This is a genomic window from Rhizobacter sp. LjRoot28 (assembly GCF_964253025.1).
GTDB lineage: Bacteria > Pseudomonadota > Gammaproteobacteria > Burkholderiales > Burkholderiaceae_C > Rhizobacter.
In genome coordinates, this window is record NZ_CAXUQC020000001.1 from 1,581,593 (window position 1) to 1,596,795 (window position 15,203).

Below are 15,203 nucleotides of genomic sequence, written 5' to 3' on the forward strand. Positions count from 1 at the left end.
AGCACGATCGTTCGTTTCCTTTTGCCAGCCACGCCAGCGGTGTGGGCGTTGGGCAAACCTAGAATCCGTGCAACTTCAACAGCGGTATCTCAGGAGCTTCGAGCATGAAAGTCTTGGTGGCAGTCAAGCGGGTGGTGGACTACAACGTCAAGGTCCGCGTGAAGAGCGACGGCAGCGGTGTGGACATCGCGAACGTGAAGATGAGCATGAACCCGTTCGACGAGATTGCCGTCGAGGAAGCCGTGCGGCTGAAGGAGAAGGGCGTGGTCACGGAGGTGATCGCCGTCTCGTGCGGTCCGACGCAGTCGCAGGAGACGCTGCGCACGGCGATGGCCATCGGCGCTGACCGCGCGATCCTGGTGGAGAGCACCGATGAGCTGCAGCCGCTGGCGGTGGCCAAGCTGCTCAAGGCGCTGGTCGACAAGGAGCAGCCGGGCCTCGTGATCCTGGGCAAGCAGGCGATCGACGACGACTGCAACCAGACGGGCCAGATGCTCGCCGCGCTCGGCAAGCTGCCGCAGGCGACGTTCGCCAGCAAGGTGGAGCTCGCCGCCGACGGCGTGAGCGTCACCCGCGAGGTCGACGGCGGCCTGGAGACGCTCAAGCTCACGCTGCCGGCGGTCGTGACGACCGACCTGCGCCTGAACGAGCCGCGCTACGTGACCTTGCCCAACATCATGAAGGCCAAGAAGAAGCCGCTGGAAGTCGTGAAGCCGGCGGACCTGGGCGTGGACGTGGCCCCGCGCATCAAGACGCTCAAGGTGAGCGAGCCCCCGAAGCGCAGCGCCGGCATCAAGGTGCCCGATGTCGCCACGCTGGTGAGCAAGCTCAAGAACGACGCCAAGGTCATCTGACCGGCGCCCGACGAACAAGACCGAACAGAAGCACGAACAGGAACACGACATGTCCTCTCTCGTCATTGCAGAACACGACAACACCTCCATCAAGGGCGCCACGCTGAACACCGTGACGGCCGCCAGCCAACTGGGCGGCGACGTGCACGTGCTGGTCGCGGGCAGCAACGCGGCTGAAGCCGCCAAGGCCGCCGCCCAGATCGCCGGCGTGAGCAAGGTGATCCACGCCGACGCTCCCGGCCTCGAGCACGGCCTCGCCGAGAACGTGGCCGCCCAGGTGCTGGCCATCGCCGCCAACTACAGCCACATCGTCTTCCCGGCCACGGCCAGCGGCAAGAACGTGGCGCCGCGCGTGGCCGCACTGCTCGACGTCGGCCAGGTGAGCGACATCACCAAGGTGGTGAGCCCCGACACCTTCGAGCGCCCGATCTACGCCGGCAACGCGATCGCCACCGTGCAGTCGACCGACAAGGTGAAGGTGATCACCGTGCGCACGACCGGCTTCGACGCGGCAGCGGCCACCGGCGGCAGCGCCGCGGTCGAGAGCGCAGCGGCCACGGCCGACAACGGCAGCTCCACCTTCGTCGGCTCGGAGATCGCCCGGAACGACCGGCCTGAACTGACGGGCGCCAAGATCATCGTCTCGGGCGGCCGGGCGCTCGGCAGCAGCGACAAGTTCAACGAAGTGCTTACGCCGCTGGCCGACAAGCTGGGCGCAGCCCTCGGCGCGAGCCGCGCCGCGGTGGACGCCGGCTATGCGCCCAACGACTGGCAGGTCGGCCAGACGGGCAAGATCGTGGCGCCGCAGCTGTACATCGCCGCGGGCATCTCGGGCGCCATCCAGCACCTGGCCGGCATGAAGGACTCCAAGGTGATCGTGGCGATCAACAAGGACCCGGAAGCGCCCATCTTCAGCGTGGCCGACTACGGTCTCGAGGCGGATCTCTTCACCGCCGTGCCCGAACTGGTCAAGGCCCTGTAAGGCCTGTTCGCTCCCAGCCCGTTCGCCGATGGCCGACGGGCTTTTTCTTGTCTGAATCACGATTCCAGGAGTTGCCATGAGCTACGTCGCCCCCGTCAAGGACATGCTGTTCTGCATGCAGGAACTCGCCGGTCTGGAGGCCGTTGCCCAGTTGCCGGGCTTCGAGGAAGCCGGCCCCGAGACGGCGCAGGCCGTGCTCGAGGAATGCGCGAAGTTCAACGAAGGCGTGCTCGCGCCGCTGAACATCGAGGGCGACAAGAACCCGTCCTCCTGGAAGGACGGCAAGGTCACGACGACGCCGGGCTTCAAGGAGGCGTTCCGCCAGTTCGGTGAAGGCGGCTGGCAGGGCCTGCAGCACCCCCAGGACTTCGGTGGCCAGGGCCTGCCGAAGACGATCGGCGCCGCGTGCATCGAGATGCTCAACAGCGCCAACATGAGCTTCGCCCTGTGCCCGCTGCTGACGGATGGCGCCATCGAGGCGCTGCTCACCGCCGGCTCCGACGAGCAGAAGGCCAAGTACCTCCCGAAGATGATCTCCGGCGAGTGGACCGGCACCATGAACCTCACCGAGCCGCAGGCCGGCTCCGACCTGGCGTTGGTGCGCACGCGCGCCGAGCCGCAGGGTGACGGCACCTACAAGCTCTTCGGCACGAAGATCTTCATCACGTTCGGCGAGCACGACATGGCGTCGAACATCCTGCACCTCGTGCTGGCGCGCGTGACGGGCGCACCCGAGGGCGTGAAGGGCATCAGCCTCTTCCTCGTGCCCAAGTTCCGGCTGGACGCCAACGGCAATCCCGGCGAGCGCAACGACGCCCACTGCGTGAGCATCGAACACAAGATGGGCATCAAGGCCAGCCCCACGGCGGTGCTGCAGTTCGGTGACCACGGCGGCGCGATCGGCGAGCTGATCGGCGAGGAAAACCGCGGCCTCGAGTACATGTTCATCATGATGAATGCCGCCCGCTACGCCGTCGGCATGCAGGGCATCGCGGTGGCCGAGCGTGCCTACCAGAAGGCGGTGCAGTACGCCCGCGACCGCGTGCAGTCGCGCCCTGTCGACGGTTCGATGCCCGGCAGCGCGCCCATCATCCACCACCCGGACGTGCGCCGCATGCTGATGACGATGCGCTCGCTCACCGAAGGCTGCCGCGCCATGGCCCTCACGGCGGCCGCGGCGTACGACGCCCAGCACGCCCACCCGGATGCCGCCACCCGCAAGACGAACCAGGCCTTCTATGAATTCATGGTGCCGCTGGTCAAGGGCTACAGCACCGAGATGAGCCTCGAGGTCACCAACCTCGGCGTGCAGGTGCACGGCGGCATGGGCTTCATCGAGGAGACCGGGGCGGCGCAGTACTACCGCGACGCCAAGATCCTCACCATCTACGAAGGCACGACCGCCATCCAGGCCAACGACCTGGTCGGCCGCAAGACGGCTCGCGACGGTGGTGCCACGGCCCGGGGCATCGCCGCCCAGATCGAAGCGACCGAGGCCGAGCTCGCCCGGAGCGACTCGCCTGCGGCACGCGCCATGGCCAAGGCATTGACGGCCGCCCGCACCGCCTTCGTGGAAGTGGTCGATTTCGTGGTGGCCAACGCCAAGGCCAAGCCCAACGCCGTGTTCGCCGGCTCCGTCCCGTACCTCATGCTGGCCGGCAACGCCGTGTCCGGCTGGCAGCTCGGCCGCGCCCTGCTCGTGGCGGAGAAACAGCTGGCAGCGGGCGAGGGCGATCGTGCCTTCCTCGAAGCCAAGGTCGCCACGGCGCGCTTCTATGCCGAGCACATCCTGAGCCGCACGAGCAGCCTGCGCACCGCCATCCTCGAGGGTGCCGACAGCGTGACGGCGCTGGCCCTCGATTCCTTCTGATCCGCCCGCTGCCTGGAGAGACGCTCGTGTCCTTGCCACCCATCCTGCAGAACCTGCCGCTGCCCATCATCGGCTCGCCGCTGTTCATCATCAGCAACCCCAAGCTCGTCATCGAGCAGTGCAAGGCCGGCGTGGTCGGCTCGATGCCGGCGCTCAACGCCCGCCCGGCGGAAGTGCTCGAGGAGTGGCTGGCCGAGATCACCGAGACGCTGGCCGCCCACAACCGGGCCAACCCCGATCGGCCCGCCGCGCCGTTCGCGATCAACCAGATCGTGCACAAGAGCAACGACCGACTCGAGCACGACCTGGCGCTGTGCGCGAAGTACAAGGTGCCCATCATCATCACCTCGCTCGGCGCCCGGGCGGACGTCAACGACGCGGTGCACGCCTGGGGTGGCGTGGTGCTGCACGACATCATCAACAACACCTTCGCGAAGAAGGCGATCGAGAAGGGCGCGGACGGTCTCATCGCCGTGGCAGCGGGTGCCGGCGGTCATGCGGGCGTGAAGAGCCCGTTCGCCCTCATCCAGGAAATCCGTGAGTGGTTCGACGGCCCGGTGGCCCTGAGCGGTTCCATCGCCAGCGGCGGCGCGGTGCTGGCCGCCCAGGCCATGGGTGCCGACTTCGCCTACATCGGTTCGGCCTTCATCGCCACCGACGAGGCGCGGGCCGTGGATGCGTACAAGCAGATGATCGTCGAGAGCAACAGCGACGACATCGTCTACAGCAACCTCTTCACCGGCGTGCATGGCAACTACCTGCGCGGCTCCATCGTCAACGCGGGTCTCGACCCCGAGAACCTGGCCGTCAGCGACGCCAGCAAGATGAACTTCTCGGGCGGCGAGTCCAAGAAGGCCTGGAAGGACATCTGGGGTTGTGGCCAGGGCATCGGGCACATCAAGCAGGTGCTGCCGGCCCGGGAGGTCGTGGCGCGGCTGGCGGCGGAGTACCAGGCGGCGCGCCAGCGTCTGGCGCTCGGCTGACACGCCCCAGGCGCCTTGGCCGGGCCTGACGGCGCGCCCAGCGCTGCCGGCCGGCCGAAATGAACCGGTGCCGCTCAGCGCGCGCCGGGCGGCTGCGGCTCCAGGTCGCAGTCGCAACCCCGGCCTGCCGCGATCCAGCGGCGGGCGAGGGGCGAGACGAAGCGTCGCGCCAACCACGCCGGGCGCACGAACCGCTCGGGTGCACTGACCAGTCCGCACCGGTACTGGCCCTCGGATGGGTCCCATTGGAGCGCCGAGCAGGCGCCGTGGCGGCGTCCGCTCACCACCATCCCCGCCGGGCACGGCTCGGCCAGGCAGCACACGCCGCACCCGTTGCAAGGGGCGCCCGCCGGTGGCTTGGCCGGGGCGTCCGGATGGATCTCGATCACGCGCATCCGCCGATTTTCCACGGGTGTTGTTATCGTGAACGAGCGAACAGCGCTGTGGGAACCCCGTAGAAGCTTCGGTGCTACAGTAGCGCCCTCAGACTCTACAGGTCCTTCCCGTCCCCTTGCTGGTAACAGTCAAGGCGGGTCGCAATCCGCCAACCGGTGCAGCCGTGTCGCGGAAGGTTTATCAACCCACTACAACACCGGAAACCGGTGTGAAAGGTGAGCGAAATGATGCAGGAATACAGGTCGAACTCGTACCTGTTCGGGGGTAACGCGCCGTACGTCGAAGAGATGTACGAGGCCTACCTCGACAACCCGGGCTCCGTGCCTGACAACTGGCGTGCGTACTTCGACGCCCTCCAGAACGTTCCTGCGGCTGATGGCACCGAGGCCCGCGACGTGGCCCATGCGCCCATCGTCGAGTCGTTCGCTCAACGCGCCAAGGCCAATGCCTTCGGCAACAAGGCCAGCAACGCCGACCTCGCCGTCGCGCGCAAGCAGGTCCATGTCCAGTCCCTGATCGCTGCCTACCGGTTCCTCGGTTCGCGCTGGGCCGACCTCGACCCGCTCAAGCGCCAGGAGCGTCCCAAGATCCCCGAACTCGAGCCGGCGTTCTACGACCTGAGCGAGGCGGACATGGACATCTCGTTCAGCGCCACGAACACCTACTTCACGACCGCCGAGCAGATGACGCTCCGCGAGATCGTGCAGGCGCTGCGCGAAACCTACTGCGGCTCCGTCGGTGCCGAGTACATGCACATCACCGATCCAGCCGAGAAGCGCTGGTGGCAGCAGCGGCTGGAATCCATCCGCTCCAAGCCGAGCTTCTCCGCTGAAGAGCGCGTCAAGATCCTCGAGCGGCTGACCGCTGCCGAAGGCCTCGAGCGCTACCTCCACACCAAGTTCGTCGGCCAGAAGCGCTTCTCGCTCGAAGGTGGCGAAAGCTTCATCGCCTCGCTCGACGAAGTGGTGCAGCGCGCCGGTGAAGTGGGGGTGCAGGAGATCATCATCGGCATGGCCCACCGCGGCCGCCTGAACGTGCTGGTGAACACCCTGGGCAAGTCCCCGAAGGACCTGTTCTCCGAGTTCGAGCACACCGCGCCCGAGAACCTGCCGTCCGGCGACGTGAAGTACCACCAGGGCTTCTCGAGCGACGTGTCAACCCGCGGCGGCCCGGTGCACCTCAGCCTCGCGTTCAACCCGTCCCACCTCGAGATCGTGAACCCGGTCGTCGAGGGCTCGGTGAAGGCCCGCCTGGACCGCCGTGGCGACCAGGAAGGCGACACCGTGTTGCCGGTGCTCGTGCACGGCGATGCCGCCTTCGCAGGGCAGGGCGTCGTGATGGAAACGCTGGCGCTGGCGCAGACGCGCGGCTACTACACCGGCGGCACGGTCCACATCGTCATCAACAACCAGATCGGCTTCACCACCAGCGACCCGCGCGACACGCGCTCCACGCTGTACTGCACCGACGTCGTCAAGATGATCGAGGCTCCGGTGCTGCACGTGAACGGCGACGACCCCGAAGCCGTGGTGCTGTGCACCCGCCTGGCGCTCGACTACCGCCAGGAGTTCAACAAGGACGTCGTCCTCGACATCGTCTGCTTCCGCAAGCTCGGCCACAACGAGCAGGACACCCCGGCGCTCACGCAGCCGCTGATGTACAAGAAGATCGGCCAGCACCCCGGCACGCGCAAGCTGTACGGCGACAAGCTGGTGGCCAACGGCACGCTGGCGGCCGAGGGCCCGGACGAACTCGTCAAGGCCTTCCGTGCCGCGATGGATGCCGGCAAGCACACCGTCGACCCGGTCCTGACCAACTACAAGAGCAAGTACGCCGTCGACTGGTCCCCCTTCCTCAACAAGAAGTGGACCGACTCGGCCGACACCGCACTGCCCTTGTCCGAGGTCACGCGCCTGGCCGAACGGATCACCGCGCTGCCTCCGAAGTTCAAGGCGCACCCGCTCGTGGAAAAGGTCCTCGCCGACCGCGCCGCGATGGGCCGCGGCGAGATCAACGTCGACTGGGGCATGGCCGAGTCCCTCGCCTACGCATCGCTCGTGGCGAGCGGCTACCCCGTGCGCCTGTCGGGTGAAGACTGCGGTCGCGGAACCTTCACCCACCGCCATTCGGTGCTGCACGACCAGAACCGCGAGAAGTGGGACGAAGGCACCTGGACGCCGCTCCAGCACATCGCCGAGAACCAGGCCCCGTTCGTCGTCATCGACTCGCTGCTGTCGGAGGAGGCCGTGCTCGGCTTCGAATACGGCTACGCGAGCGCTGACCCGAACACCCTTGTGATCTGGGAAGCGCAGTTCGGCGACTTCGCCAACGGCGCCCAGGTCGTGATCGATCAGTTCATCGCCTCCGGCGAGGTGAAGTGGGGTCGTGCGAACGGCCTGACCATGCTGCTGCCGCACGGCTACGAAGGCCAGGGCCCGGAGCACTCCTCCGCCCGCCTCGAGCGCTTCATGCAGTTGGCCGCCGACAACAACATGCAGATCGTGCAGCCGACCACGGCCAGCCAGATCTTCCATGTGCTGCGTCGCCAGATGGTGCGCATGTTCCGCAAGCCGCTGATCGTGATGTCGCCGAAGTCGCTGCTGCGTGCCAAGGACGCCGGCTCGCCGCTGTCCGACTTCACGAAGGGTGAGTTCCGCACCGTCATCGGCCCGGGCCGCTCCGAGATCGAGCCCGACAAGGTCAAGCGCGTCATCGCCTGCTCGGGCAAGGTCGCCTACGACCTGATCAAGCGTCGCGACGAGAAGAAGGCGTGGGACACGGTGATCGTTCGCGTGGAACAGCTCTACCCGTTCCCGCACAAGGCGTTCGCCGCCGAGATGAAGCGTTTCCCGAACGTCACCGAAGTGATCTGGGCGCAGGACGAACCGCAGAACCAGGGTGCCTGGTTCTTCGTGCAGCACTACATCCACGAGAACCTCGTGGAAGGCCAGAAGCTCGGCTATGCCGGCCGTCCGGCCTCGGCATCGCCGGCAGTGGGCTACGCCCACCTGCACCAGGAGCAGCAGAAATCGCTGCTCGACCAGGCGTTCGGCAAGCTCAAGGGCTTCGTCCTCACGAAGTGATGCACACCGTCGCGTGAGCGGGGCGGCGGCTCAGAAGGCCGCCGTCACCGTCCGCACCGGTTCACTTCGCACCCCCCATTCTCTGGAAGAACAACATGGCAATCGTAGAAGTCAAGGTCCCGCAGCTGTCCGAATCCGTGGCCGAAGCCACCCTGCTGCAGTGGAAGAAGAAGCCGGGCGAAGCCGTCGCCCAGGACGAGATCCTCGTCGAGATCGAGACCGACAAGGTCGTGCTGGAAGTGCCGGCGCCCGCGGCCGGCGTGATGATGCAGTTGGTGAAGAATGATGGTGAAAGCTGCGTGAGCGAGGAGCTCATCGCCCGCATCGACACCGAAGCCAAGGAAATGGTCAGCCCGCTGGAAATCAAGCCGCTGCCCGAGAGCGCCCTCCAGCCGTCGGCAGCTGCTGCCGCGCCCGCTCCGGCCGTCGGCGGCAAGGGCGATGTCGCCATGCCTGCTGCGGCCAAGCTGCTGGCCGAGAACAACCTGTCGGCCTCCAGCGTGGCCGGCACCGGCAAGGACGGCCGCGTCACCAAGGGCGACGTGCTCGGCGCCCTCGAGGGTGGCGCCAAGCCGGCCGCCGCCGCAGCGCCCGCCGCCAAGGCCGTCAGCGTGCCGGTCGCACCGGCCGTGGCCAAGCCGCTGCCTGCCGTCGCCGCGCCCACCGCCAAGCAACTGGGCGAGCGTCCCGAGCAGCGCGTGCCGATGAGCCGCCTGCGCGCCCGCATCGCCGAGCGCCTGCTGCAGTCGCAAGCCACCAACGCCATCCTGACCACGTTCAACGAAGTGAACATGGCGCCCGTGATGGAGATGCGCAAGAAGTTCCAGGAGAAGTTCGAGAAGGAGCACGGCGTGAAGCTCGGCTTCATGAGCTTCTTCGTCAAGGCCGCTGTCGCCGCGCTCAAGAAGTACCCGATCATCAACGCCTCGGTCGATGGCAACGACATCGTCTATCACGGCTACTTCGACATCGGCATCGCCGTCGGCTCGCCGCGCGGCCTCGTCGTGCCGGTGCTGCGCAACGTCGACCAGATGTCGTTCGCCGACATCGAGAAGACGATCGCCGAGTTCGGCGCCAAGGCCCGTGACGGCAAGCTGTCCCTCGAGGAACTGACCGGCGGCACCTTCTCGATCTCCAACGGGGGCACCTTCGGCTCGATGCTCTCGACCCCGATCATCAACCCGCCGCAGTCGGCCATCCTCGGCGTTCACGCGACCAAGGACCGTGCCGTGGTCGAGAACGGCCAGGTCGTCGTGCGTCCGATGAACTACCTCGCCATGAGCTACGACCACCGCATCATCGACGGCCGTGAAGCCGTGCTGGGCCTGGTGGCCATGAAGGAAGCGCTGGAAGACCCGGCCCGCCTGCTGTTCGACATCTGAGGATCACCATGAGCAAGCAATTCGACGTGGTCGTCATCGGCGGCGGCCCCGGTGGCTACATCGCGGCCATCCGCGCGGCCCAGCTGGGCTTCAACACCGCCTGCATCGACGACTGGAAGAACGAGAAGGGCGGCCCGGCCCCCGGCGGCACTTGCACGAACGTGGGGTGCATCCCCTCGAAGGCCCTGCTGCAGTCCAGCGAGCACTTCGAGCAGGCCGGCCATCACTTTGCCGACCACGGCATCGGGCTGTCCAACCTGACGATGGACGTGGCCAAGATGATCGGCCGCAAGGACACCGTCGTGAAGCAGAACAACGACGGCATCCTGTTCCTCTTCAAGAAGAACAAGGTCGCGTTCTTCCACGGCCGCGGCTCCTTCGTGAAGGGCGGTGACGCCGGCTACGAGATCAAGGTGACCGGCGCGGCCGAGGAGTCGCTGACCGCCAAGCACGTGATCATCGCCACCGGCTCCAACGCCCGTGCGCTGCCCGGTGCACCCTTCGACGAGGATCTGATCCTCTCCAACGACGGCGCGCTGCGCATCCCGTCGGTGCCGAAGAAACTCGGGGTGATCGGCTCGGGCGTGATCGGCCTGGAAATGGGCTCGGTGTGGCGTCGCCTGGGTGCCGAGGTCACGGTGCTCGAGGCGCTGCCCACCTTCCTGGGCGCGGTCGACGAGACCATTGCCAAGGAAGCGCAGAAGGCGCTCAAGAAGCAGGGTCTGAACATCGAACTCGGTGTCAAGATCGGCGAGGTCAAGGCAGGCAAGGGCGGCGTGACCGTTGCCTACGCGAATGCCAAGGGCGAAGCCCAGACGCTGGCGGTAGACCGCCTGATCGTCTCCATCGGCCGCGTGCCGAACACCAACGGCCTGAACGCCGACGCGGTGGGCCTGAAGCTTGACGAGCGCGGCGCCATCGCCGTGGACGACGAGTGCAAGACCAACCTGCCCAACGTCTGGGCGGTGGGCGACGTGGTGCGCGGCCCGATGCTCGCCCACAAGGCCGAGGAAGAGGGCGTGGCTGTGGCCGAGCGCATTGCCGGCCAGCACGGGCATGTGAACTTCAACACCATCCCGTGGGTGATCTACACCTCGCCCGAGATCGCGTGGGTGGGCCAGACCGAGCAGCAGCTCAAGGCCTCCGGCCGGGCCTACAAGGCCGGCAGCTTCCCGTTCATGGCCAACGGTCGGGCACGGGCGCTGGGTGACACCACCGGCATGGTGAAGATGCTGGCTGACGCCAAGACGGACGAGATCCTCGGTGTGCACATCGTCGGACCCTACGCATCGGAGCTGATCGCCGAAGCGGTGGTGGCGATGGAGTTCAAGGCTTCGGCCGAGGACATCGCTCGCATCTGCCACGCGCACCCCTCGCTCAGCGAGGCCACGAAGGAAGCAGCGCTGGCGGTCGACAAGCGCACGCTCAACTTCTGACGGCCGGCCCGTGGGAGTTCGCGAGCTCTACGCGCAAACGCTGGCCGAGCACGGTTTCACCGCCGACCCCGCGCAGCTGCGCGCGGTCGACGCGCTGGAGCGTTGCGAGAACGAGTGGCTCGACTACAAGGCCCGGCGCAGCAATGCGCTGACCAAGATGTTGCGCCACCCGCCCATCCCACGGGGCGTGTACATGTATGGCGGCGTGGGGCGGGGGAAGAGCTTCCTGATGGATTGCTTCTTCAACGCCGTCCCGCTCACCCGCAAGACGCGGCTGCACTTCCATGAGTTCATGCGCGAGGTGCACCGCGAGCTGTCGGAGCTGAAGGGCACGGTCAACCCGCTGCACGAGCTGGGGCGGCGCATCTCGCGCCGCTACCGCCTCATCTGCTTCGACGAGTTCCACGTGGCCGACGTCACGGACGCGATGATCCTGCATCGCCTGCTCGAGTCGCTCTTCGAGCACCGGGTGAGCATCGTCACCACGTCGAACTTCAAGCCCGACGATCTCTATCCGAACGGCCTGCACCGGGACCGCATCCTGCCCGCCATCGAGCTGCTGAAGGCGAAGATGGAGGTGCTGAGCGTGGACAACGGCACCGACTATCGGCAGCGCTCGCTGGAGCAGGTGGAGCTGTACCACACGCCGCTGGACGAGGCCGCCGATGCCGCGATGACGCAGGCCTTCGAGCGCCTGGCCGAGGCGCGGGACGAAGAGCCGGTGCTGCACATCGAGCACCGCGAGCTGCAGGCGCGCCGCAAGGCCGGCGGCGTCGTGTGGTTCGACTTCAAGACGCTCTGTGGCGGTCCCCGCTCACAGAACGACTACCTCGAGATCGCCACGCAGTTCCATACGGTGCTGCTGTCGGACGTGCCCCACATGCCGCCCCGTTATGCCTCGGAGGCGCGCCGATTCACCTGGCTGGTCGACGTGTTGTACGACCGGCGCGTGAAGCTGATCATGTCGGCCGCCGTGCCACCCGAGGAGCTCTACACCGAGGGCCCCCTGTCGCACGAGTTCCCCCGCACGGTGTCTCGTCTCAACGAGATGCAGTCGGCCGAGTTCCTTGCGCTGGCCCGTCGGGACGTCGACACCTCGCTCACCTGAACCTGGCGGCGGCCAGGCCGCTGCGCCATGGCCTGCGGTAGGTGACGCACCACGGTACGCCGCGCTGCGCGGCGTCGCGTGGCGCAACCGGAGCCGTCAGTTCAGTGGTTCGAGGCGCACCAATGCGAGCGAGAGGTTGTCGCCCGCACCGCGCGCACGCTGGCGCGCCTTGCTCACCAGCATCTCGCTCGCCTCGCGCGGGGGGAGGGTATGCACGATGGCGCCCAGTTCCTTGGGCGTGAAGTAATGCCAGAGACCGTCGCTGCAGGCCAACAGCGAATCGCCGATTTCCAGGCGGTCGATGTGGTGCAAGGTCAGCGGCGGGTCCTGGAACGTGCCCAGGCAGCCCGTGAGCAGGTTGGACTGCGGGTGGTTGTTCGCCTCTTCCTCGGCGATCTGCCCTTCGTCGACCAGCCGCTGCACGAACGAATGGTCGATGGTGCGGCGAACGAGGTCGGGGCCGCGAAAGTGGTACACCCGGGAGTCGCCCGCATGGATGATGTCGCACTGGCGTGACGGGCTGATCAGGAAGGCCGTCACGGTGCTGTGCGGCTCTTCTTCGGCGGTGATGGCCGTGAGCTTGATCATCAGGTGCGCCTCGAGCACCAGCTGCTTGAGCAGCTCGGCCGGGTCGTCCTGGAGGGCGCCGTGACGTTCGAAGAGCTGGCGCGCGGTGAGGATCACCTGGTCGGCCGCCTTGCGGCCGCCGCTCTTGCCGCCCATGCCATCGGCCAGTACCGCCAGGGCGCAGCCCGGCACCCGGTGGTGGGCGAGGATTTCAACCTGGTCCTGCTGGTAGGCGCGGTCGCCACGGTGAATGCCGGTGGCGGCGGACAGGCGATATCCAGGGGAGGTGCTCATGGTCGAAAACTATAATCGCTTTGCATTGATGCAAACACACTGCCGCCGTGATGGATGACAACCTCCACTCCCCCGAGCGGCGCCTGATCGAACTCCGGATCGAACACGCCGAACTCGACAGCCTCATCGACGAGGCCGCCGGGTCGACGCCGCTCGACGACCTGTCCCTGCGCCGCCTCAAGAAGCGCCGCCTCGGCCTGCGCGACGAAATCGCGCGGCTGCACGCCGAACTCGAGCCCCCCGAACCCGCATGAGCAGTCCGTTGCGCGAGGCCGTGGCCCAGGCATTCGCCGCGGGCGGGCCCCTGTCCGAGGCCGATGAGCGCTACACCGAACGCGAGGTGCAGCAGCGCATGGCCGACGAGGTTTCGCTGGCCATCGACGAGCAACGTGCGCTCGTGGCCGAGGCGGGCACGGGCGTCGGCAAGACCTTCGCCTATCTCGTGCCCACGCTGCTGTCGGGCAAGCGCGCCCTGGTGAGCACGGCCACGAAGAGCCTGCAGGACCAGCTCTTCCTGCGTGACCTGCCGCGGCTGTGCGAGTCCCTCAAGCTGCCCACGCAACTGGCGCTGCTGAAGGGCAGGGGCAGCTATCTGTGTCTGCATCGCATGCGCCAGGCGCGCGAGTCGGCGCAGCTGCCGGACCGCTTCGCCGTGCGCACGCTCGCCAAGGTGGAGATGTGGTCCCAGTCCACGAAGACGGGTGATCTTGCGGAGCTCGAGGGGCTCGACGAGCGCTCCAGCGTCATTCCCCTCGTCACCTCCTCGCGCGAGAACTGCCTCGGCAGCGAATGCGCCGACTACCGCCAGTGCCATGTGATGAAGGCGCGGCGGGAAGCCATGGCGGCCGACGTGGTGGTGGTGAACCATCACCTGTTCTTCGCCGACATGGCCCTGCGCGACAGCGGCGTGGCCGAGTTGCTGCCGAGCGTCGAGGTGGCGGTCTTCGACGAGGCCCATCAGCTGTCCGAGGCCGGCGTCCAGTTCCTCGGCAGCACGCTGGGCACGGCCCAGGTCATCGACTTCGCACGCGATCTGCTCGCGGCCGGCCTGCAGCATGCCCGCGGGCTCGTGCCCTGGCAGGAACTCGCCGGCGCCTGTGACCATGCCGCGCGCGACCTGCGCCTGGCCGCGGCCGGCCACCTGCGCGACCTGCGCGGCACCGTCAAGCTGCGCTGGGACGAACGCTCCACCAACGCCGACTTCCTGGCCGCGCTCAATGCCGTGGGCGAAGCGTGCACGGCCGCTCGCCACGGGATCGACCGCGTGGCGGAGACCGCCGCTGATTTTCCGAAGCTCGCCGAGCGGGCGACCCACTTCCTGCACCAGTGCGAGATGTTCGCCGCGCCGGCCACGCCAGGCCGGGTGCGATGGATCGACGTCACCCCGCATCAGGCGCGGCTCGTGGAGTCGCCCCTCGACGTCCGCGAGGCACTGCGCGAACAGATGGGGATGAGCGACAAGGCCTGGATCTTCACGTCCGCCACCCTGGGCGACGACGACCGCCTGAGCTGGTTCACCGAATCCGCCGGTCTCGAGGACGCCGACACCTTGCGCGTCGGCAGCCCGTTCGACTATCCCGCCCATGCGCGGCTCTACATCCCTGCCGGCTTTCCAAAGCCCAGCGATTCGGGTCACCAGGCCGCCGTGGCCACGCTGGCGGCGCGCTGCGCGCGGGCCCTGGGCGGGCGCACCTTCGTGCTCACCACGACCTTGCGCGCGCTGAACGCCATTGGGGAACGGTTGCGTGACGCATTCGAGGCCGAGGGGGATCCCATCCAGGTGCTGTTGCAGGGCACGGCGCCCAAGCGCCAGTTGCTCCAGCAGTTCCTGTCGCAGCCGCGGTCGGTGCTGGTCGGCTCACAGAGCTTCTGGGAAGGCATCGACGTGCCCGGGGAAGCCCTGCAGTGCGTGCTGATCGACAAGCTGCCGTTTCCGCCACCCAACGATCCGCTGGTGGAAGCGCGGGTGAAGCGCCTGGAGAGCGAGGGCCGCAACCCGTTCTCGGACTACTTCGTCGCAGAGGCGGCCGTGTCGCTCAAGCAGGGAGCCGGCCGGCTCATCCGCAGCGAAACGGACCGGGGCCTGCTGGTGGTGTGCGACCCGCGCATGGCAGGCATGAACTACGGCCGGCGCCTGCGCGAGGCGCTGCCGCCGATGACGCGCGTCATGACCGAGGCCGAGGCGCTGGCGTGGCTTTCGACCCTCTCGGCCGAGGCGCTGCCGTTCTGAACGGCGGCCCCGGCGAGG

Annotated in this window: 12 protein-coding genes; 10 read left to right on the forward strand and 2 right to left on the reverse strand. The window is 67.5% G+C overall.

All coding sequences use genetic code 11. The features are described from left to right. The first annotated feature begins 104 nt into the window (after positions 1–104). The 4 genes from ACSQ2F_RS07490 (at position 105) to ACSQ2F_RS07505 (ending at position 4,689) form a co-directional block, all read left to right on the forward strand. Positions 105–854 (forward strand): electron transfer flavoprotein subunit beta/FixA family protein, encoded by a 750-nt coding sequence (locus ACSQ2F_RS07490; protein WP_436021323.1) that lies wholly within the window; start codon positions 105–107, stop codon positions 852–854. A gap of 49 nt (positions 855–903) precedes the next feature. Further along, the gene (locus tag ACSQ2F_RS07495; protein WP_436021325.1) at positions 904–1,836 is read left to right on the forward strand and encodes an electron transfer flavoprotein subunit alpha/FixB family protein; all 933 of its coding nucleotides are present in this window, start codon (positions 904–906) and stop codon (positions 1,834–1,836) included. Between the two features lie 76 nt (positions 1,837–1,912). Beyond that, on the forward strand, positions 1,913–3,706 hold the full coding sequence (locus ACSQ2F_RS07500; RefSeq protein WP_436021327.1) for an acyl-CoA dehydrogenase: 1,794 nt from the start codon (positions 1,913–1,915) through the stop codon (positions 3,704–3,706). Positions 3,707–3,732: 26 nt separating this feature from the next. Continuing rightward, entirely contained in the window at positions 3,733–4,689 is a 957-nt protein-coding gene (locus ACSQ2F_RS07505) for an NAD(P)H-dependent flavin oxidoreductase (protein ID WP_436021329.1), read from the forward strand. Positions 4,690–4,763: 74 nt separating this feature from the next. On the opposite strand, the gene ACSQ2F_RS07510 is transcribed toward ACSQ2F_RS07505, so the two are convergent. Then, complete coding sequence (locus ACSQ2F_RS07510) at positions 4,764–5,084, reverse strand: hypothetical protein (protein WP_436021331.1); 321 nt, start codon at positions 5,082–5,084, stop codon at positions 4,764–4,766. A 225-nt stretch (positions 5,085–5,309) separates the two neighbouring features. Here ACSQ2F_RS07510 and ACSQ2F_RS07515 point away from each other — a divergent pair, with 225 nt between their 5' ends. The 4 genes from ACSQ2F_RS07515 to zapE all read left to right on the forward strand — a co-directional run bounded on the left by ACSQ2F_RS07515 (position 5,310) and on the right by zapE (position 12,094). After that, a complete protein-coding gene (locus tag ACSQ2F_RS07515; RefSeq protein WP_436021333.1) occupies positions 5,310–8,168 on the forward strand; it encodes a 2-oxoglutarate dehydrogenase E1 component in 2,859 nt (952 codons plus the stop codon). A gap of 95 nt (positions 8,169–8,263) precedes the next feature. Beyond that, positions 8,264–9,550, forward strand: a complete 1,287-nt coding sequence (odhB, locus tag ACSQ2F_RS07520) for a 2-oxoglutarate dehydrogenase complex dihydrolipoyllysine-residue succinyltransferase (protein ID WP_436021335.1) — start codon at positions 8,264–8,266, stop codon at positions 9,548–9,550. Positions 9,551–9,558: 8 nt separating this feature from the next. After that, on the forward strand, positions 9,559–10,986 hold the full coding sequence (gene lpdA / locus ACSQ2F_RS07525; RefSeq protein ID WP_436021337.1) for a dihydrolipoyl dehydrogenase: 1,428 nt from the start codon (positions 9,559–9,561) through the stop codon (positions 10,984–10,986). A 10-nt stretch (positions 10,987–10,996) separates the two neighbouring features. Beyond that, positions 10,997–12,094: a cell division protein ZapE gene (gene zapE / locus ACSQ2F_RS07530; protein ID WP_436021339.1), complete on the forward strand. Its 1,098-nt coding sequence runs from the start codon at positions 10,997–10,999 to the stop codon at positions 12,092–12,094. Positions 12,095–12,190: 96 nt separating this feature from the next. On the opposite strand, the gene ACSQ2F_RS07535 is transcribed toward zapE, so the two are convergent. Beyond that, entirely contained in the window at positions 12,191–12,955 is a 765-nt protein-coding gene (locus ACSQ2F_RS07535) for a PP2C family protein-serine/threonine phosphatase (protein WP_436021341.1), read from the reverse strand. Between the two features lie 50 nt (positions 12,956–13,005). Between ACSQ2F_RS07535 and ACSQ2F_RS07540 the strand changes: the two genes are divergently transcribed. Both ACSQ2F_RS07540 and ACSQ2F_RS07545 read left to right on the forward strand, forming a co-directional pair. Continuing rightward, complete coding sequence (locus ACSQ2F_RS07540) at positions 13,006–13,209, forward strand: YdcH family protein (RefSeq protein ID WP_436021343.1); 204 nt, start codon at positions 13,006–13,008, stop codon at positions 13,207–13,209. Beyond that, complete coding sequence (locus ACSQ2F_RS07545) at positions 13,206–15,185, forward strand: ATP-dependent DNA helicase (protein ID WP_436021345.1); 1,980 nt, start codon at positions 13,206–13,208, stop codon at positions 15,183–15,185. The genes ACSQ2F_RS07540 and ACSQ2F_RS07545 overlap by 4 nt, the downstream gene beginning before the upstream one ends. Positions 15,186–15,203: the final 18 nt, after the last annotated feature.

Bases quoted from the DNA above. Each gene is read 5' to 3' on its own strand.
- ACSQ2F_RS07535 (WP_436021341.1), bottom strand. From the start codon at position 12,955: ATGAGCACCTCCCCTGGATATCGCCTGTCCGCCGCCACCGGCATTCAC.
- lpdA (WP_436021337.1), top strand. From the start codon at position 9,559: ATGAGCAAGCAATTCGACGTGGTCGTCATCGGCGGCGGCCCCGGTGGC.
- ACSQ2F_RS07495 (WP_436021325.1), top strand. From the start codon at position 904: ATGTCCTCTCTCGTCATTGCAGAACACGACAACACCTCCATCAAGGGC.
- ACSQ2F_RS07540 (WP_436021343.1), top strand. From the start codon at position 13,006: ATGGATGACAACCTCCACTCCCCCGAGCGGCGCCTGATCGAACTCCGG.
- ACSQ2F_RS07510 (WP_436021331.1), bottom strand. From the start codon at position 5,084: ATGCGCGTGATCGAGATCCATCCGGACGCCCCGGCCAAGCCACCGGCG.
- ACSQ2F_RS07500 (WP_436021327.1), top strand. From the start codon at position 1,913: ATGAGCTACGTCGCCCCCGTCAAGGACATGCTGTTCTGCATGCAGGAA.
- ACSQ2F_RS07545 (WP_436021345.1), top strand. From the start codon at position 13,206: ATGAGCAGTCCGTTGCGCGAGGCCGTGGCCCAGGCATTCGCCGCGGGC.
- odhB (WP_436021335.1), top strand. From the start codon at position 8,264: ATGGCAATCGTAGAAGTCAAGGTCCCGCAGCTGTCCGAATCCGTGGCC.
- ACSQ2F_RS07515 (WP_436021333.1), top strand. From the start codon at position 5,310: ATGATGCAGGAATACAGGTCGAACTCGTACCTGTTCGGGGGTAACGCG.
- ACSQ2F_RS07490 (WP_436021323.1), top strand. From the start codon at position 105: ATGAAAGTCTTGGTGGCAGTCAAGCGGGTGGTGGACTACAACGTCAAG.